This is a genomic window from Streptomyces sp. BHT-5-2 (assembly GCF_019774615.1).
Lineage (GTDB): Bacteria > Actinomycetota > Actinomycetes > Streptomycetales > Streptomycetaceae > Streptomyces.
Map to the genome: position 1 here is coordinate 777,541 of NZ_CP081497.1, position 18,136 is coordinate 795,676.

Genomic DNA, 18,136 nt, shown 5'->3' on the forward strand with positions numbered 1-18,136 from the left:
GCGGGGTGCTACGCGCCCGGGCGCTCGGCCGCGTCGAGGAGGACGCGGGCCAGCTCGTGCGGCTGGGAGAACATCGGCCAGTGGCCGGTGGCCATCTCGACCAGCTGCCACCGCTCGCCGCTCAGCAGCGCGGCCACGTCAGGCGTCGGCTCGGGACCGTCGAGCAGGCACTTGACGTACGTCGTGGGCAACTCGCCGAGCGGGCGGGAGAGAACGGCGGGCTCGGTGAGGGTGGCACCGGGATGCGGGGTGGCACCGGCCACGAGCCGGGCCACCTGCTCGCCGGTGAGCCCCTGGCCCTCGAAGCCGGCCGGGCCCAACGGTGGACAGACCCCTCCGTTCGCGGCTGTCGACGCCTCCACCACGGCCCGCCCCTCCGGCCAGCCGCCCGCAGCTGCGGCACCACCTCCTCCCACGCCGAGGACCCCAGCCATGCACCGGCAACCAGCACGAATTCCGTCATGAGGGAAAGGTAACGGAGGCCACTGACAACGAGCCCGCAACGGAGTGCCCCACCATGGGAATTGGATAGCGTCGAACGACGCTTACCGATCAACTCACCCCACTCACGCGCCACTCCACTCAACTCCCCACTCCACGCAACTCCCCGTTTCCCATCTCCCACTCGACTGATCGCGAGCCCGTGCATGAAGATCGTCGTCATCGGCGCCACCGGCACCATCGGTTCGTCCCTCGCCGACACCCTGGAAGCGCATCCGGAGCACGAGGTGATCCGTGCCTCCCGGAGCGGCCCCGTCAAGGTCGATCTGGCGGAGCCCGCCTCCATCGACGCCCTGTTCGCCACGCTCGGCCCCGTCGACGCCGTGGTCGCGGTCGCGGCGAGCGGCGCGATCTCCCGGATCGACGCCCCGTCCGACGCCGACTACTTCACCGGTCTCGACGCCAAGCTCCTCGGCCAGGTCCAGTTGGCCCGCCGTGCCGCCCGCTACCTCGCCGATGACGGATCCGTCATCCTCACAAGCGGCATCTTCGAGTTCAGCGAGCCCGGTTTGTCCTTCACCGCACTGGTCAACGCCGGTCTCGCCGGATTCGTCCGGACCGCGGCGCAGGAGATGCCGCGTGGCATCCGCCTCAACGCCGTGAGCCCCGGCTGGATTTCGGAGACCCTGCGTGCCATCGGGCGCGATGCGGCGGTGGGCACCCCCGTTGCCGAGGTGGTCCGCGCCTATGTCGCATTGCTGGCAGGCGCCGACCGTGGGCGCATCGTCGAACCGGGGACACCGGAGGCCCGCAAGGGCTGAACGCTGTCGGCGGACCCGGCGGTGCGCCCGGCCCGGACCGGCAAATATCCGACAGCCGGGCGGTCGTCCGGGCTGCCGCATGAGTAGGGTGCATCCATGCAGACCAGCGGGGAGGAACAGCGCGGCCACGTGCTGCTGATCGCGGGGGCCAGGGCCACGCACCGACGCACCGTCCAGGTGATACCCAGCGCCAATTTGGCCGCGCTGACGGCCGTTCCCGTCCCCGTGCTGCTCGGCAGCACCCTGCCGGCCGACCTCGTCCACCTCGATGGCGCACGTGACCAGAACACCATGCTCATCAGGTTGCGCACGGCCGCCGCGGCCTCCGGGCCGCTGCTCGTCTACCTCGCCGGACTGCTGACCGTGGACCGCAAGAACCACCGGCTCCACCTCGCGTCCCCAGGCTCGACCGCCGGCACCACCCGCTACACCGGACTGCCCTGGGAATGGGTGCAGAACGAGCTGCGCCGGCGGCCCGGACCCACGACCGTGCTGATCGACGTGGCCGCCGACAAGGGCGCCTGGTCCGTACTCCGTGAACGCGGCGGGCTGCCGGAAGTGAACGCCGAGGTGTACGGGGTCATCACGCCGCCCGGCCTCTCCGGGACGGCCGACGGCATCAGCGTCTACACCCAGCACCTGATCGACGTGTTGCGCTCCCAGCCGGAGCGGCCCGCGGACACCCGACTGCACACGCTGGCGGTGGCGGCCGCCGCCATACCGCCCGGCACGCTTGTCCTGCCGAACGCCCCGCAGGGCCAGGGTACTTACCCGTCCGACACCGCTGAAACCCAGCCAAAAGCACCGATCAAGCGACTGCTGTCCGGCGACCGCTCCTTCCTGCCCGTCCTCCGCCGCCGGGATGCCGCGCCCGCGCCCGTGCCGGCTCCGGCGGAGTTCGACGCCTTCCCGCCGTACCCGACGGCCGCGGCGTACGAGGGCCGGCCCCACATCGGCGACCAGCCCTGGTACCAGGAGCAGCAACCCGCGCACCAGGAGCAGCAACCCGCCGCGCCGAGTCCGTTCCCCGTACCGGCACCGCAGCAGCCGGCGGCCCTTCCGCCCGCTTCCGCGCCCGCCACCGCGCCCACCCCTGCCTCTGCCCCTGTCCCGGACCCGACGCCTGCGCCTGCCTCGGCGCCGCTTCCCGCCGCCGCATGGTTCGCCGGCGATCCCGACTCCTCCGGTTCGGCCGCCCCTCCGGCCGAACGGAACGCCCCCCAGGCACCCCCGCTCTCGTCTCCACCTCCACCCCCGCCGCCTGCGGGGCCTCCAGCACCTCCGGTGTCACAGCAGCACCGGCCCGCCCCTGACCCGCTCCCGGAAGCACCCGCGGCACAGCCCACTCCGCCACCGCAGCCTGCACTCCCGCAACAGTCCACGCCGACCCCCACACCGCCCCCCGCGTCCCCGTCGCCGACCCCCGTGCCCGACCCCAAGCCCCTCATCTGGCAGGCGGCGCAGGCCGGTCGGCACGACCAGGCCGCGGAGATGGCGGCGGCCTGGGAGCAACAGGCACTGCAGCGCTATGGGTACGATTCGCCGCAAGCCACCGAATGGGCGGAAATCCGGGCCGATCTGGCCCGTATCGCCGGCCGCTGGCCGCTGGCCACGCAGCTGTGGGTGGCGGCCGCCCGCACACGACTGGCCCATCAGCCGTCCGACTCCGCCGAAGTCCTCAACGCGGCCCGCGGCGCCCACTATTGCTGGAACCAGATCACCATCCCGGACCAGGCCATCGAGAACGGCCCTGAGCTGATCAATCTGCTGCGCCAGCTGCCCGCGCTCGACCCCCGCCATGTCTCCACGGCGCAGAGCCGTCTCCAGTATCTGCACCAGCATCCGACCGGGGGCTCGTGACCGCCCTGCACTGACCGCCCTGCACTGACCGCGCACGCACGGCGCCATCACTGCGCCGACATGTCGGCGTTGACGATGGCGCCGTCGGACACCGTGTAGGTCCCCTCGAACACCTTCACCGAGCCGTCCTTCTGGAGGGCCCGGACGACGGTGTGGACCTCGTCGCCGCCGTCGGAGTCCTCCGTGCTGAGGTCGATGTGGACGGTGCTGTCGTAGCCGGAGACCCAGTCGGTGTAGCTGTCGCCGCCGATGTTCTTGCCACCGAGGTCCCAGGCCGTCCTGAAGTCCCGGGAGTTGATCGCGTCGTAGAACTTCTCGACGATTGCGTTCGGGGAGTCGGTATCGGTGTCGCTGTTGGGCGTCGGTGTCGGCGTCGGCGTCGGGGTTGAGGTTGGGGTTGGGGTCGGTGAGGTGTCCGGAGTGATGGGCAGGTCGGAGTCGGGTGTCGGGGTGGGGCCGGCATCCGTGGTTGTGGGCGGCGGACCGCCGGACGGCCCGAAGTCGATGGACTGGGAGGCGCCGTCGGCGGAGTGGATGACGACGTAGGCCGTGATGCCACCGCCGACGAGCAGGACGGCCAGCAGCCACAGGAGCCACTGGGGGAGGACGGTGGGACCGACCCGGACGTAGCCGCGCGTGGGGGAGTGGGGCTGGTAGGCGTGGTCCCTCGCGCCGTCGTCGTTGGGCATACCGCATTGCGGGCAGGAGGCCGCGAAGGGATCCCCGAGGGGAGCGCCGCAGTGGATGCAGGATGGCATGGTTCCCTCCGTTCCTCGGCCTCCGGCCGCTGCCTCGCCCGCCCTCTGACGGGCTACAGACCGTGAATGGCCTCTTCGATGGTGACCGCCAGGGATGTCAGTGCGGTGAAACCGGGGACGGCGTCCACGAGGGCTCTGGCGAGGAGCCTGAGTTTGCCGCGGCGCGGGGACTCGGTGGAGAGTTCCTCGCGGGCGTCCTGCGCGGCCTCGATCAGGTCGGCACGCTCGGGGTGTTCGGACCGGCCGAGTGCGTCGACGAGTTGGGCGAGCAGTTCGGCGATCTCCTGGGGCGTGCGCTGTTGCCGGGGTCCTTCGGCCTGGCCCGGGCCGGCATTGTGGACCTCGGCTTTTGCGTTCTTGCCGCTGGCGACGGCGTTGCCGACGACGGACGAGCCGCCGGTGGCGGTGATGCCGTTGTTGCGCTGCATGGTCATGGTCCTTCGTCTCGGGCGGCGCTGGTGCGCGTCAGCTCGCGATCTTCTTGAGGATGTTCATCGAGATCCGGGACTTCTCACCGGAGGCGACGGAGCTGGATTCCACCTTCGCTCCCTCGCCCGCGATGATGCCGTTGTTGATGATGACTTCCTGACGCTGGATCAGTTCATCGACATCGATGCCGTGCGCCTCGGCGAATTCCACGAGGGCGGCCAGGACCCGCCGTTCGACCGTTTTGATGACCATTCCGCTGTCAGCCTTCTGGAAATAGCGGAGGTGCTGTGTGGTCGACGCCTGCTGGCGGACGCTCTGCCGGGCACCGTAGTTGAATCGGCGTAGCCGGGTGATGAGTTTGTCCTGGCGGCGGATGCGCCATTTCATGGCGTAGTCCGGAAAGAATCCGGCGATGGCCCGTACCGGCGCGGCCAGCAGCACGAAGATCGTGCCGGCCAGCGTCCGAGCGAGCAGGACGACGAGTTCGCCCAGGCGCGGGCGGGGCATCAGGGTGTCGATGATGCGGTACTGGGCCCGCAGCGGGAACAGCACGGTCTGTACGGCCTCCACGAAGAGATTGGAGTCCGAGCGGAAGAATCGGAGGAAGAGGGAGGTGACGAGTTCGCCGCGCCAGCTGGTGGAATGCACGGCCAGGTAGGGGCGGGCGCCTTCTTCGGGGGCGCGTTTCAGAGAATCCAGCAGCTCGGCGGGAATACGGGCGACGGGCCGGCCGAGCGGCTGCGGCAGAAAGCGTTTGTCGCCCAGTACCGTCGCGCCGTCGACGAATACCCTTTCCTCGATTTCCAGGCACGGGAGGGAAAGGGTGCCGACCCGTTCGGCGATGTGCTCGTAGAGTTCCTTGACGTCGAAGTTCCGCGGTGTGCCGCCCGGCCGGCTCGATGTGGTGACGTCGAACGAGAGGGACCACGACTCGAGTTCGGTTCCGTAGCCGATGAAGGGTGAGTAGCCGCTGTAGGTGGTGACGTTTCCGCCGGCGTACGCGGCGATCTGGCCGAGGCGTGTCGCGACGCTTCCGTTGAGCGGACGCGGCGCGTTCTTGGGGTCGAAGCGGTCGGGGCGGAGGTTTTGCAGATAGCGGCCGTAGAAGGTCGACAGTTCGAAGGAGAGCACCGTCACCCAGGAAAGGAGGAACGTCAGCAGGACGGGAAGAGGCCCGCCCCAGAAGAGGAAGACGAATCCGAGCAGGAACAGTACGGCGAGGACGAGATCCCGGCCGTGCCGGCGGGCCTTGGCCAGATACGCGTGCCGGAGCACCACCGGCACATCGCAGGCAGGGGCTGCGGCCACCCCGAGGTGGGGTTCGGCGGCGATCTCTTTGATGAGCGATCTGGCGAAGTCACGGTCGAGATAGGCCGCCGCGCACAGATACCGGGTCAGATCCCGTTCACCGCCCCAACGCGGCCCGGCGGAACGGCGGTCGGCGATCCCCTTGGCGGTCTCGTGGCCGGGGACGGGGGCGGCGGCCCGGGCCGCCGCTGCTGAGGCCGGTATCGAGGGGACGGCGGGCGACGGAAGCTGCGCGGTAGGCGCTTCGGTGTCCATGGCCGTGCCGCAGGCACTGCAGGACGCGTCCCCTGGAACGGTGTCCCGGCCGCATCCGGGGCACGCTGCTGAACGTGTCATAGCTCCCCCGTACCTGATAGGCACCACGTCCCTCCAGTGCACCACGGGGGCCGACTGAGGGAGCGTCACCGTCGCACTTCGAAGCGGGACCGTTACCTGGCGCGCCCCCGACCGCCCCGGCTGCTCCTGTCTTGTTGCCCTGGCGCCGGCGTGAACGTTCCGCGTCTCCGCCCGGCGGACCCGAACCACGATGCCGAGTGCCGGAGGCGTGGCGGCGGGAGTGCCTGGGGTGCGGTGACGGTCGGGCGCCGACGCACGGTAATTGATGTTGACGTCCGACTCGTGCGGCGAATAAATTTACGCTCGTCGTAACTTTCATGGGAGGGGCGGCGGTCTGCGGCCTTGATTGCAGGCATCCGATTTGCACCCAATTCGCCTGCAAGGAAAGGGAGTTGGCTGCCCGGGTCGGCGGTCGCGCCGTTCTGCCTTGCCGCTCTCAGGGGACGCCCGCAGGCATCACCCCCACTCCCCACCCCGCACACGGAGGATCGTTGCTGAACGTCACTGTCGTACCCGCGGCGCCCGGGCAGGCGCAGGCCGTCCGCGACCACGCCGATGCGCTGATCGCCGCCCCGCTCCCGGCCGATGCCGAGGTGCGCGGCGACTGGGTGCGTGCGCCGGGTGTCGGGGGCGGCGCGGTGCTCTATGTGCACGGCGGTGGGTTTGCCCACTCCATGCCCGAAGCCGAGCGTGTGATGGCCTACCGGCTGTCCCGGGCGACCGGACGACCGGCCCTGCGCGTGGACTACCGTCTGGCGCCCCCCGACCCCTACCCCGCCGCGCTGGAGGACGTCCTCACCGCCTGGCAGACCGTGTTGGACGAGGGCGTCGCCGCCTCCGAGGTGGTCTTCGTCGGTGAGTCGGCCGGCGCCACCCTGGTGCTCTCCGCCCTGCTGGAGCTCAGGCGCACCGGCGGTCCGCTGCCCGGCGCCGCGGTCGTGATCTCCCCGATCACCGACTTCGCCCTGACCGGTGCGTCGCTGGTCGCCAACGACGGGAAGGACGTGCTCGGTCAGGGCGTCCTGGACGCCGTGGCCCGCGCGTATCTGGCCGGCGCCGACCCGAAGGAGGCGCCCCAGTCACCGCTGTACGGCGATCCGCGCGGACTGCCGCCGCTGCTGGTCGCCGTCGGCACCGACGAGGTGCTGCGGGACGACGCGCGCCGCTTCGCCGAGGCCGCGGACGCCGCCGGAGTGAGCGTGTGCCTGGACGAGTACACGGATCTGCCACATGCCTTCCATCTCTCCGGGGCGGGCGAGGGGCTGCTCGACCGGCTCGGCCGATGGCTCGCCGATCCGGTACGCGATGTCACCGTGAGCGGCCCGGAGGCAGGTCCCTACGCACTCGCGGAGGGACCCGACGGGGCCCTGTGGTTCACCCTGGTCCACCAGGGCGCGATCGGTCGCCGGGACGAGGACGGCCAGATCACCGTACATCCGGTCGGTGCGCGTCCCACCGTGATCGCCCAAGGGCCCGACGGTGCCCTGTGGTTCAGCGAGTACGGGACCCACCGCATCGGCCGGATCACCGTCGACGGCGAGGCCACCTCCTTCGCGCCGCCGACCGCGGACGGCGGGCCATTCGGGATCGCCGCGGGCCCGGACGGTGCGATGTGGTTCACGCTGTCCGCCGCCGACCGCGTCGGCCGGATCACCATGGACGGTGAGATCACCGAGTACCCGTCACCCGGCGCCTTTCCTTCCGCCCTGACCGCCGGCCCCGACGGCGCCCTGTGGTTCACCCTCAACCAGGGCAACGCCATCGGCCGGATCACCGTCGACGGCGAAGCCACCGCGTACCCGCTGCCGACGGCGTCCGCCGCCCCGGTGGGCATCACGGCGGGACCGGACGGTGCCCTGTGGTTCACCGAGATCGGTGCGGGGCAGATCGGCCGCATCACGGTGGACGGCACCGTCACCGAGTACCCGCTGCCCGATCGCCAGGCACGTCCGCACGCCCTCACCACCGGCCCCGACGGCGCCGTGTGGTTCACCGAATGGGGCGGCAACCGGGTCGGGCGGATCGGCACCGACGGCCGGATCACCGGCTACGACCTGCCCCGCCCTGCCTGTGAGCCGCACGGCATCGTCCAGCACCGCGGTGCGGTCTGGTGCGCCCTGGAGACGGGTTCCCTGGCCAGGATCGCGGTACCCGCCGAATAGACGGTCCGCCGTGCCTGGGACGGCCGAGGATGACTTGGTGCCGCCCAGGCACGGGCGGCGGTCGTGGAGGGTGGTAGGTGGGCGTGCGGGAGTGTTGCGGGGGCGCAGGCGCCGGGGTGCGCCCGGTACGCACGCCGCAGTGCCTCGACGGCGGGGCGAAGAATCCGGAAAACCGCCCCATCGCGGCCTGGGCATCGGCCGATACTGGCGGCGGTTCCACGACTGGCCGTTGGCTTCGCCGACGGCAGTGGTCTTCCCGCCTACACCGAGGAGCATTGCCATGCGTCGCATGCGTTCGTTCGCCGTCGCTTCGGCCGCCCTGGCGGTCGTGTTCGGTCTCGCGCCCACCGCAGCCGCCGCCTCCGCGGCGCCCGCCCACCGGGCGTCCTACCGTTGTACTCCCGGCTACTTCTGCATCTACAGCGGCTGGAACGGCGGCGGGACCCGCTGCCAGTGGTCGCAGCGGAGCAAGGCGAACACCGCGGACGACTGTTCCTTCATCCGGAGGGGCCTGAAAGTCCGGTCCGTGTGGAACGGCACCGGTCACCGGGTGCAGTACTACACCCAGACCAACTACCACGGCCGGGTCGGCTCCACCCGTGCCGGAACCGGCGGCAACCTGATGGGCAACTACCAGATCCGTTCCTTCCGCCCGCAGTGACGGACGGCCTGGGCTGACGGACTGCCTGGACTGCTGGACCGTGAACTGCCTGCGCTGACGGACCGACTTCCGGCCGGTGACGCTGTGGGGCACAACAGTGCGTGCTCCACAGCGCCTTGGCCGCGGCTCGTACAAAGTCGAGGGCGAGGAGAGCGAGGGGACTAGATTCAAAAGGAAGAGGAGAAGGAAGTCCCGTCATGGCCTCGCCGCGGCCAACGATAACAGTCAGGCGGGTATCAGGTCGCGGAGATTGCCGGGGGTGATGACCCGGGAGTCCGGATGCAGACCGTCGGGGCGCGCCAGGCCGAGGTAGGTGACCGGTTCGTCGGGGAGTGCCCGGCCCTCCCACAGGGTGACCGAGGTCGCGGAGTCGGCCATCAGATCGGCGAGGTACCGGACCGTGAGGTAGTCGCGTTCCACGATGCCGCGCAGCAGGGTGGCGACGGAGACGCGGTTCCCCTCGACCTGGTTGGACGTCGGTGTGCCCCTCAGGCAGAGGTGCAGCCACTTGGCGCGCCAGCGGCCGTCGGCGCCGCGCTGGAAGGCCAGCGGCAGGGCGACCCGGCCGGGGCCGCGGAGCTCCGACTTCATCCGCACGGTACGCGGTTCGAACGGGCGGCCCCGCTGCTCGGCGTCGCGCAGCATGAAGCCGAAGAACGACTCCTCGACCTCGTCGAAGCCCTCGCCGGAGTAGATGTCGACCTGCGGGACGATGAAGGTGCCGGGCACCGCGTCCAGGCGCAGGTCGATGAACTCCGAGGCGCCGTCGGGTGCTTGGGTGATGTCGCCGGAGTGCTTGCCGCCGACGGCGGTCAGGGCCGTGTAGGACAGCCAGGAGTGCGTGGAGTAGTCGGCGTTGAGCATCAGAGCCGACAGGTCGAAGTCGGTGTCGCGGGCGGTCTGCTTCCAGTGGACGAAGAAGCGCAGCAGTTCGCCGTCGACGGGTGAGACCGAGCCGCGCGGCAGCACACCGAGGCCGGAGGCGGTCGCCTTGCCGCTGAGCGGAAGCGCGACATCCAGCATGGCGGGGTCGACGAGCAGACGGCCCGGGCTCGGCAGACGGCGGCGGATCTCGGCGTCCACCGTGGCCGTCAGTCGCTTGTGCTCGGCCGGTGGCACGGGTCGGCGGGAGTCGAAGGTGACCCAGGCACGGCCCCGGCGGTTGACGAAGACCCGGCGGTCGCCGGGCTCCTCGGTGCGGTTGTGGAGGTGTTCGCGCACCGAGAGCAGGACGCGGCCGGAGACCTGGGGCGCGACCCGTTCGGCGGCGGCCGCGACGGCGTCCCGCTCCTCCTGGGTGGGTGCGTCGCGCAGCAGCCGGTCCAGGACGCGGAACAGCTTGCCCGGTGCGGCGGTCAGCAGCTCCAGTGCGCCGGTGAGGTCGTGCCTGGCCAGGCACTCTTCGACGCGGCCGTCCAGGGAGCGGGCGGACACTTCGCCGCGGGCGACGGCGAACACCGAGGCGGCGTACGGCCGGCGCGGGTACTCGTGCGGGTGGAGCCGCTCGCCCAGCCGCTTCCACGGCTCGCGATGGGCCGCCACGTCCGCGACCTTGGCCGGGGACGCGGCGACCACGCGGTCGAGCCCTGCGAGGAGGGCGCGCCGGATCGGCCGGGACAGGGCATGGAAGCGGGTCGGCTCCTGGAGCGTCACATCACCGTCCGACAGCGCACAGGCCAGGCGGAGCACGTCCGTGACCGTGTCCAGGAGGAGGTCGGCGCCGATGGCCAGGCGTGCCTGGTTGACCAGCGCGCGGTTCTCGCGGACGGGGATGGTCTCGGGCTGGGGGCCGGTGGCGCAGTGCTCGGCGAGCAGCCGCAGGTCGTCGCGGACGTCGTCACCGAGAGGCGTGCTGCTCCCGGCCAGCGCGAGGTAGGCGGCGGTGGTCTCGTCCGCCAGGCTGCCGCCCAGGTGCAGCACCGTCAGACGGTCGCCGGCCGCCGCGATCAACTCGTCATGGGCGGCGAGCATTTCGGTGTAGGTGTGCTGGTAGACGCCGTAGGTCGGCAGGGTCAGCAGGTCCAGCACGCCGCTGCGGAGCTGTCCGAGAGTGCGGTCGCGGGCGGCGTCGTCCGCCAGTGCCTGGCCGATGCAGTGCATCCAGAAGTCGAACGTGGCGGGCACCCGGGACGGGAAGTCGCGGAAGTAGACGTTGTGTTCGACGTGGTCGCCGACCATCGTGCGGACGGTGCGCAGGGTGTGCACGGCGGTCTCGACGACCGTGTCCGTGGACAGCCCCGACAGGTGCGCCAGCAACTCCCCGGAGAGTTTGAAGCCCACCGACATCAGCGCGGAGTCGAACTGCCGCGCCGCGACGTCACCGTCCCCGGCCGGCCCCGAAGGGGCGGGCAGGCGGTGGGTGTGGCGGATGACCAGTGAAGCGAGGCCGTTTCCCATCCCCGCATGGTCCCAGACACGCGTTCGCCGGTGCACCCGGGTTTCGCTTCGCCCGCCCGAGCGCTCGCCCCAGGCAGCCGCTCCGATGCCGCAGTACGCGACAGCCCAGCGTACTGCGGCAGTTCATCGGGATTAAGGTGGGCCGCACAACGGATATCGAGGGGGCGGAACGTGGCGAATCCAGGGCAGGAAACCGGGGCGGACACCACGGGCGGGGGAGCGGCGGCGCGCGGCGGGCGGCGGCGCGTCGCCCTGCTGCTGGCAGTGGCGGGTTGCGTCTATCTGATCGACCTGCTGAGCAAACTGGCGGTGGTGGACAAGTTGGAGTTCCACGCGCCGTTCCCGGTGCTCGGCAGCTGGCTGGAACTCCGGGTGACGCGTAACTCCGGTGCGGCCTTCGGTCTGGGCGGGGCGATGACCATCGTGTTCACGCTCATCGCGGTGGCCGTCGTCGTCGCGATCGTCCGCCTGGCGCGCAAGCTCTACAGCCTCCCGTGGGCGATAGCACTGGGCCTCCTGCTGGGCGGTGCCCTCGGCAATCTCACGGACCGCCTCTTCCGGGCCCCCGGCGGTCTCCAAGGCGCGGTGGTCGACTTCATCGCCGTCCGCGGCTTCAGCGTGATGAACCTCGCCGACTGGGCGATCGTCTGCGGCGGCGTCCTGATCGTTTTCTGCTCCTTCCGGGGCTGGGAGCTGGGCGACGCCGGGAGAACGGCGGACGAGGCGACCGCCTGAGCCGCCCGGCCCGGCGGGTGCCGTCTCAGGCAGCCACCCCAGGCGCCCCCCCAGGATCTCCCCATCACGCACCGTCCGACCGACCCCACCTCTCTCCGACCCTCTCCCGACCAGTCTCCGGCCAGTCCCCGACCGGTCGTCGACCGGTCGTCGATCACAACGGTGGTACTCCATGGCAGACCATGACCTGACCGGATTCGACCGCGAAACCTTCACCCACGGCGGCGTCACCCGCCGCACCCTTCGGCGCGGCACCGGGCCCGCGGTGATCGTGATCACGGAGGTCCCGGGCATCACACCGAAGGTGCTGCGGTTCGCGGAACGGGTCGCCGCCATCGGCTGCACAGCCGTGCTCCCGGTCCTCTTCGGCACCCCCGGTCGTGAAGTGGACCCCACCGAGGTCGGCTGGCTCAAGTCCACCCTCTACGCCGCCTCGACGATGCGAAAGGTCTGCGTCAGCCGGGAGTTCACCGTCCTGGCCACCGGAAAGTCCTCGCCGGTGGTGACCTGGCTGCGGGCCCTGGCCGCCCACGAGCACGAGCGCTGCGGTGGGCCCGGCGTCGGGGCCGTCGGCATGTGCCTGACCGGCGGGTTCGCCCTGGCCATGGCCGTCGACGACCGGCTGCTCGCCCCTGTGGTCTCCCAGCCGTCGCTGCCGCTGGCCGTCACCCGCAGCCGGGCCGGCGGCATCGACATCTCCGCCGAGGACCTCGCCACCGTACGCGGCCGCTGCGAACGCGAGGGCCTTCAGGTGATGGGACTGCGGTTCCACGGCGACCGACTGGTGCCGCGCGACCGCTTCGCGTTCCTGCGCCGCGAACTGGGCGACGCGTTCACCGCCGTGGAACTCCCCGCGTCCGCCGCGAACCCGCGGTCCGCGATGGCGCCGCACTCCGTACTGACCGAGCACCTCGTCGACGAGCCCGGCCAGCCGACCCGCGAGGCGCTGGACGACGTACTCGACCTCTTCCGCAAGCGGCTGCTCGAATCGCCCGACGAGGCGGACAGGAAGACACCCGCGGGGAATTGACGGCCGATCGGCCGCGGGTGCCGCGCAGCAGCACCCTGGCCGTCCGGCCGCCTGACGGCGGAACGAGTCACGGCTGGGCGGAGTACGCGCCCTCCGCCCAGCCGGCCACCTCAGCGGCGACCGGCCTTGCGCGGCCGTTCCAGAGTGAAGGCGTCCACGGGCGTCAGCTCGCCGTAGGGTCCGTCGAAGGTGTAGTACGTGACGTGGATGCGGGTGCGGCCGGTACGGGCATCACCCGGATCGACGTCGAACGCGGCGAAGCCGTGGGTGTGGACCCGGTCCTGGACGGCGCGCCACGGCGCGTCCTCGGTGATGAAGACGGCCTTGCGGTGGCGGCCCTCGGTCTCCTTGCTCAGATCGACGACGACCCGCCCCTTGGGCTCCTCGAACAGATCGTCCTGGGTGGTCGCGAAGTTGCCCCCGCCACCGATGATCATGTGGACCGTGCCCTGGCTGGTGTTTGCGACATCGGTCCTGGTCGAGACCGGTATGGGGGTGCGCGCCTCGTTCGGCAGGGCGCCGCGGACCGGTAGCGACCGCTCGTAGTAGTGCTCGTGCCCGCACAGCACCAGGTCCACCCCGTACGCGTCGAACAGCGGGCCCCACGCCGTGCGGATGCCGAGGTCGCTGCCGCTGCCACTGCGGCTGCTGGAGATCATCGGGTGGTGCATGAAGACCACGATCCAGTCGATGCCGTCGTGCGCCCGCGCCGCCCTCAACTCACGCTCCAGCCAACGGCGTTGCGCACCATCGGAGAAACCGTGCACATAGGTGTCGCCGGTGTCCTGGATCGCCACGTCGTCGTTGGCCAGGCTGATGAAGCGGACGGCGCCGACGGTGAAGGCGTACCACAGGCCCCGTGTCCCGGGATCGGCGTCGGCCGTCGAGCCGGGCAGAGTGTAGTACGCCTGGTATCCGGTCACCCCCAACGGCCCGTTGCCCTTCTCGTTCTCGCCGTTTCCCAGGCAGGGCATCCAGGGGCGCAGGCGCGTCGAACGGCTGTTGCTGATGAACCAGTCGGCCCAGGTCGCGACGCGGTTCTGCCCGAAGACGCCGGCCGCCGAGGCGTAGCACAGGTCGCCGTTGACCAGGTTGAACAGCGGCTCGACCCGCTCCACCGCGGCCACGATGTCGGCGGACGCCGGTGTACCGGCCTGGCTGCTGGTGTAGAGCGGAAACCGCCCCGAGGGAGAAGGAGCGCCTCCCGCAGGCCATTTGACGGAACGTCGGAGATTGGGCGCGCCCTGGTCGCCGAAGCTGGTGAAGGTGAACGCGGTACGCCCGCGCGGCGCCGTCGTGAAGGTACCGCTCTCCGCCGCCGCACCGTCATGCCCGGCCGCGTAGAGATAGGTGGTGTCGGGCCGCAGCCCGCCTATCCGGGCATGGTGCACATACACCTCCTCGCCGGACAGCCCGTCCCGATAGGTGCGGGTCTCGGCCTCGACGACCTGCCCGGTGCCGCCGTCCGGCGATCCCAGGCGCACCTGCGGACGGCGAACGGACCGGGGACTGATCCAGGACACGGTCATCTCGGTGGCGGGGTCGGCGCCGAACTGGAGGTGCAGCCCGGTCACTCCGGGCACCCCGAGACGGCTGGGTGTGCGCTGGAGCAGCGGGTGCGGGGCGGCGGCCTCGGCGCCCCCCGCGGCGCCGAGTGCGGTGGCGGCCGCGGCCGCCGTCGAGCCGGTCAGGAGCGATCTACGCGCGATCGACATATAACACCCTCCGTGAAGAAGGAAGTTGGCGGCAGGTCGGAAAGAGGTGCGATGGTCAGGTGCACTGTATGCCGGTCGATGCCGGGCCGACCTGCCGGGCCGAGGAACGGGCGAACCCGGCACTGGCGGCGGTTCCGGACGGCAACGCCCACCAGCTGCGCTGCCGGGTCGCTGTCGTGGCGCCCTGGGGCCGCGGTAGTCCGGGGGTGGCGATCCGGGGGTGGCGATCCGGTTGGGGTGGACGGCGGTGGTGTCCTCCGCGGCGCGTCCTCGTTGGCCGGGCATGGAGTCTTCCGTCTCCGACCCGGAAAGCGCAGGTACGCCGCAGCTGCGCGGGGCGTACTGGCTGGAGCAGCGGCGTGTCAGAGCGGATCGCTGTTGTTCGTGGTGCGTGCCACGGGAGCTGCCGGCGGTGCCGTGCGTGAATCGCGGGGTGATCGCCGTCGCCGGCGGGGTGGTGGCCGCCCTGCTCGTCCTGACCGTCGTACTGGGGGCGGCCTACTTGCCGTGAGTTCGGTCCTTCCGGCGCCGCCCGGGCAGCGGGTGCACCTCTTCGGGAGCCGACGAGGGCCGATGGCGCAGGTCCAGATAGGCGCGGACGGAGACGCCGGGGCGGCCCGGGGTGTGCCAGGGCGCGGAGGGGCCGCTGGAACGCCACAGGCGCCCCAGCTCGGCCGCGGCAAGGGTGGCGGTGGCTTCGTCGGCGGCGGTGACGTCGATGACGACCATGCCGGGCTCGCTGACATGTTCCTCGTGGATATGCACAGTTCTGTATGACCTATTTCGCCCTGTGGCGTAAGGAGAAGCGGGCAGGGTTCATCCGAACGTGGTCCGTGGGGATGGTGGGTTGACCGTGGGCGGCTGTGGTTCGCCCCCGCTCAGCCGGGCGGCACGGTGCCGGGCCGGAACGGGACGGGACGGCCGGAAGGGCACCGTGGATGCCGGGGCGGCCGCAGGATGTCTGCCCGGGTCAGGGGCGGCGGGCGGCAGTCGGCTCCTGCCAGAGGGCCAGTGGTGTGGCGCCCACCCGGTAGCCCTCCTCGTCGAGGAGATGCCCGCCGTGCTTCATGTGCCAGAGGGCGACCGCCCGTTCGGCGACGGTCAGATCCGGGGCCCGCTCGGCCAGGCGGACCTCGAAGCGTTGGGCGTCGTCGAGAGAGCGCACCCAGGCGACGAGATGCAGGTTGTGCCGGCTGATGACGCTCGCGCACAGGCGGACCTCGCGCATCCCGGTGACCCGCCGGGTCACCTCGCGCAGCCGGGCCGCCGGGACCCGGCCCCAGAACGTCACGGTCACCGGCCATTCGGACAGCGGGCGGGCGACCTCGCACCGGGCGTGCAACATGTCCGCGGCGAACAGGCGCTGGACGTGCCGGCGCACCGTGTCGGGGCTCGCGTCGCACTGTTCGGCCAGCGCGCGGTAGGTGGCCCGGCCGTCCACGGACAGCGCCGTGACCAGCCGTTGGTCGAGGTCGTCGAGGACGAAGGCGGGGGCGGCCGGCCCGCGGCGGGGCGCGTCGGCGGCGAGCCGGGCGACCTGCTGCCGGCCGAGGGCGCGCAGGCGCCACCGGCTGCCCTCGGCGTGCACCGGACCGGCCAGATGCGTACGGGCGGCCAGCACGCCGTCCAGCGCGGCGAGGTCATGGGTCACCCAGCGGGAGAGCATCGCCGGATCGCGGGCCATGACGTTGAGTTGGAGGTCGCGGTCCCCGGTGACGTGCGACAGCGCCACGACATGCGGCGCGTCGGCCAGTGCGCGTGCGACGGCGAGCAACCGGCCGGGCGCACAGCCGATCTCCACGAACGCCAGGCACCCCTGGCCCGACGCGGCCAGCACCGGGGCCGGATGGCAGCTGATCCATGCGGCACCTGTCCCGGTCAGCCGGTTCCAGCGTCTGGCGACCGTCACGGCGTCCAGTCCGAGGATGGCGCCGATCCGGGTCCAGCTGGCCCGCGGCGCGATCTGCAGGGCATGCACCAGCGCCTGGTCCACATGGTCCAGAGAGTCCGGAGTTCGGCCGGAATCCTGCGTCACAGGCACCTCCTTGCGTTTTTCCGGCGAAATCGGGCCGTCGGACGGCTCGACCTTCAGCCTGGACTCGGTACGGACGGACCGTACCAGTCACTCCCGGAGCAACAGGAACAGGACGCGAGATGTCGGCACTGGAACGCGCCAAGGAACTGCAACCCGAACTGGTGCGGCTGCGCCGGTCGCTGCACCGGGAGCCGGAGCTGGGCCTGGAACTGCCGCGTACCCAGGAGAAGGTGCTCACGGCCCTCGACGGACTGCCGTTGGAGATCACTCTCGGCACCGGCCTCACCTCGGTGACTGCCGTGCTGCGCGGCGGCCGGCCCGGCGGGGCGGTGCTGTTGCGCGGCGACATGGACGCCCTGCCGGTCACCGAGGAGACCGGTGTGGACTACGCCTCCCGGATCCCCGGCCGGATGCATGCCTGTGGGCACGATCTGCACACCGCCGGACTCGTCGGCGCGGCCAGGCTGCTGGCCGAACGCCGGGAACACCTGCACGGCGATGTGGTGTTCATGTTCCAGCCCGGCGAGGAGGGCTACAACGGGGCCGGCGCGATGATCGAGGAAGGCGTGCTGGACGCGGCCGGCAAACCGCTCGACGCGGCGTACGCCCTGCACGTGTCCTCCAACCAGGTGCCCGGCGGCGTGGTCATCACCCGCTCCGGCACCATCACCTCCGCCTCCGACCTGCTGACCGTGACGGTGCGCGGCGAGGGCGGCCACGGCTCGACGCCGGCCACGGCCAAGGACCCCGTCCCGGTGGCCTGCGAGATGGTCACCGCCGTGCAGAACTGGGTGACCCGCGCCTTCGACATCTTCGACCCGGTCGTCGTCACCGTCGGCACCTTCCACGCCGGCACCAAGGCCAGTGTCATCCCCGACACCGCCGAGTTCCAGGCAACCGTGCGCAGTTACTCGGAGTCCGCCCGGGACCGGCTCGCCGAGGGACTGCCGCGCCTGGTGCGCTCCATCGCGGCCGCGCACGGCCTGGACGCGGAGGCCGACTACGGCAGGCACTACCCGGTCACCGTCAACAACGTGGCGGAGACGGCCTTCGCCGTGGCCACCGCCCGCGACCTCTTCGCCCCGAGCGAGGTGTGGGAGTCCCCGGTACCCACCAACGGCTCCGAGGACTTCGCCTACGTCCTCAACCGCGTCCCGGGCGCGATGCTGCTGGTGGGCGCGGCCCCGGCGGGGAGTGACTGGCAGCACGCCCCGATGATCCACTCGCCGCGCGCCGTCTTCGACGACGGGGTGCTGCACCGGCAGGCGGCGCTGCTGACGGAACTGGCGGAGCGCCGACTGGCCGACACGGCGCAGGCGGTGGCGGGGACGGGGGCGACGGTCACCGCTCCCTGAGCCGGCCCCCTTCAGGGCATGCCTTTCGGCCTGGTCGGCAGCGGCAGGTGAGCCCGGCGCATCGATGTCGCCACGTTCCCTGATGTGAGAGGG

Annotated in this window: 14 protein-coding genes and 2 pseudogenes; 8 read left to right on the forward strand and 8 right to left on the reverse strand. The window is 71.3% G+C overall.

Annotation, left to right across the window (positions count from 1 at the left end):
- Nucleotides 1-8: 8 nt before the first annotated feature.
- Nucleotides 9-389: pseudogene (locus K2224_RS31450) on the reverse strand (alpha/beta hydrolase); the annotation flags it as partial.
- A gap of 258 nt (nt 390-647) precedes the next feature.
- On the opposite strand from K2224_RS31450, the gene K2224_RS31455 reads away from it, so the two are divergent.
- Both K2224_RS31455 and K2224_RS31460 read left to right on the forward strand, forming a co-directional pair.
- Nucleotides 648-1,262 carry a short chain dehydrogenase gene (locus K2224_RS31455; protein ID WP_221910584.1) on the forward strand — a complete coding sequence of 205 codons (615 nt, stop codon included), beginning with the start codon at nt 648-650 and terminating at the stop codon, nt 1,260-1,262.
- Nucleotides 1,263-1,358: 96 nt separating this feature from the next.
- The gene (locus K2224_RS31460; RefSeq protein ID WP_221910585.1) at nt 1,359-3,122 is read left to right on the forward strand and encodes a hypothetical protein; all 1,764 of its coding nucleotides are present in this window, start codon (nt 1,359-1,361) and stop codon (nt 3,120-3,122) included.
- A 47-nt stretch (nt 3,123-3,169) separates the two neighbouring features.
- Here the strand turns inward: K2224_RS31460 and K2224_RS31465 are convergent, their stop codons facing one another.
- The 3 genes from K2224_RS31465 to K2224_RS31475 are packed head-to-tail and all read right to left on the reverse strand — an operon-like array spanning nt 3,170 to nt 5,872.
- Nucleotides 3,170-3,880, reverse strand: a complete 711-nt coding sequence (locus K2224_RS31465) for a hypothetical protein (protein ID WP_260693585.1) — start codon at nt 3,878-3,880, stop codon at nt 3,170-3,172.
- A 53-nt stretch (nt 3,881-3,933) separates the two neighbouring features.
- Nucleotides 3,934-4,308 carry a hypothetical protein gene (locus tag K2224_RS31470; protein ID WP_221910586.1) on the reverse strand — a complete coding sequence of 125 codons (375 nt, stop codon included), beginning with the start codon at nt 4,306-4,308 and terminating at the stop codon, nt 3,934-3,936.
- Between the two features lie 37 nt (nt 4,309-4,345).
- Entirely contained in the window at nt 4,346-5,872 is a 1,527-nt protein-coding gene (locus K2224_RS31475) for a zinc ribbon domain-containing protein (RefSeq protein ID WP_260693586.1), read from the reverse strand.
- Nucleotides 5,873-6,270: 398 nt separating this feature from the next.
- Between K2224_RS31475 and K2224_RS41470 the strand changes: the two are divergent.
- The 3 genes and pseudogenes from K2224_RS41470 to K2224_RS31485 all read left to right on the forward strand — a co-directional run.
- Nucleotides 6,271-7,182 (forward strand): annotated as a pseudogene (locus tag K2224_RS41470) (alpha/beta hydrolase fold domain-containing protein); the annotation flags it as partial.
- Between the two features lie 33 nt (nt 7,183-7,215).
- A complete protein-coding gene (locus K2224_RS40940) occupies nt 7,216-8,115 on the forward strand; it encodes a virginiamycin B lyase (RefSeq protein ID WP_260693892.1) in 900 nt (299 codons plus the stop codon).
- A gap of 280 nt (nt 8,116-8,395) precedes the next feature.
- Complete coding sequence (locus K2224_RS31485) at nt 8,396-8,776, forward strand: peptidase inhibitor family I36 protein (protein WP_221910589.1); 381 nt, start codon at nt 8,396-8,398, stop codon at nt 8,774-8,776.
- Between the two features lie 225 nt (nt 8,777-9,001).
- On the opposite strand, the gene K2224_RS31490 is transcribed toward K2224_RS31485, so the two are convergent.
- Nucleotides 9,002-11,173, reverse strand: coding sequence for a TerD family protein (locus K2224_RS31490; protein WP_221910590.1), 2,172 nt, complete (start codon nt 11,171-11,173; stop codon nt 9,002-9,004).
- Between the two features lie 171 nt (nt 11,174-11,344).
- Here K2224_RS31490 and lspA point away from each other — a divergent pair, with 171 nt between their 5' ends.
- Together lspA and K2224_RS31500 are read left to right on the forward strand one after the other, a co-directional pair.
- On the forward strand, nt 11,345-11,908 hold the full coding sequence (gene lspA / locus K2224_RS31495) for a signal peptidase II (RefSeq protein ID WP_221910591.1): 564 nt from the start codon (nt 11,345-11,347) through the stop codon (nt 11,906-11,908).
- A 172-nt stretch (nt 11,909-12,080) separates the two neighbouring features.
- The gene (locus tag K2224_RS31500; RefSeq protein ID WP_221910592.1) at nt 12,081-12,938 is read left to right on the forward strand and encodes a dienelactone hydrolase family protein; all 858 of its coding nucleotides are present in this window, start codon (nt 12,081-12,083) and stop codon (nt 12,936-12,938) included.
- A 110-nt stretch (nt 12,939-13,048) separates the two neighbouring features.
- On the opposite strand, the gene K2224_RS31505 is transcribed toward K2224_RS31500, so the two are convergent.
- The 3 genes from K2224_RS31505 to K2224_RS31515 form a co-directional block, all read right to left on the reverse strand.
- Entirely contained in the window at nt 13,049-14,653 is a 1,605-nt protein-coding gene (locus K2224_RS31505) for a metallophosphoesterase family protein (protein WP_221910593.1), read from the reverse strand.
- Between the two features lie 498 nt (nt 14,654-15,151).
- On the reverse strand, nt 15,152-15,418 hold the full coding sequence (locus K2224_RS31510; protein WP_260693587.1) for a DUF6207 family protein: 267 nt from the start codon (nt 15,416-15,418) through the stop codon (nt 15,152-15,154).
- A gap of 205 nt (nt 15,419-15,623) precedes the next feature.
- Entirely contained in the window at nt 15,624-16,688 is a 1,065-nt protein-coding gene (locus tag K2224_RS31515; RefSeq protein WP_221910594.1) for an Lrp/AsnC family transcriptional regulator, read from the reverse strand.
- A 119-nt stretch (nt 16,689-16,807) separates the two neighbouring features.
- On the opposite strand from K2224_RS31515, the gene K2224_RS31520 reads away from it, so the two are divergent.
- Nucleotides 16,808-18,043 (forward strand): M20 family metallopeptidase, encoded by a 1,236-nt coding sequence (locus tag K2224_RS31520; protein WP_221910595.1) that lies wholly within the window; start codon nt 16,808-16,810, stop codon nt 18,041-18,043.
- Nucleotides 18,044-18,136: the final 93 nt, after the last annotated feature.

Excerpts from the sequence above, each read along its gene's own strand:
- K2224_RS31490 (WP_221910590.1), bottom strand. The coding sequence starts at position 11,173 with ATGGGAAACGGCCTCGCTTCACTGGTCATCCGCCACACCCACCGCCTG.
- K2224_RS31465 (WP_260693585.1), bottom strand. The coding sequence starts at position 3,880 with ATGCCATCCTGCATCCACTGCGGCGCTCCCCTCGGGGATCCCTTCGCG.
- K2224_RS31475 (WP_260693586.1), bottom strand. The coding sequence starts at position 5,872 with ATGGACACCGAAGCGCCTACCGCGCAGCTTCCGTCGCCCGCCGTCCCC.
- K2224_RS31520 (WP_221910595.1), top strand. The coding sequence starts at position 16,808 with ATGTCGGCACTGGAACGCGCCAAGGAACTGCAACCCGAACTGGTGCGG.
- K2224_RS31455 (WP_221910584.1), top strand. The coding sequence starts at position 648 with ATGAAGATCGTCGTCATCGGCGCCACCGGCACCATCGGTTCGTCCCTC.
- K2224_RS31470 (WP_221910586.1), bottom strand. The coding sequence starts at position 4,308 with ATGCAGCGCAACAACGGCATCACCGCCACCGGCGGCTCGTCCGTCGTC.
- K2224_RS31505 (WP_221910593.1), bottom strand. The coding sequence starts at position 14,653 with ATGTCGATCGCGCGTAGATCGCTCCTGACCGGCTCGACGGCGGCCGCG.
- K2224_RS31485 (WP_221910589.1), top strand. The coding sequence starts at position 8,396 with ATGCGTCGCATGCGTTCGTTCGCCGTCGCTTCGGCCGCCCTGGCGGTC.
- K2224_RS31500 (WP_221910592.1), top strand. The coding sequence starts at position 12,081 with ATGGCAGACCATGACCTGACCGGATTCGACCGCGAAACCTTCACCCAC.
- K2224_RS31460 (WP_221910585.1), top strand. The coding sequence starts at position 1,359 with ATGCAGACCAGCGGGGAGGAACAGCGCGGCCACGTGCTGCTGATCGCG.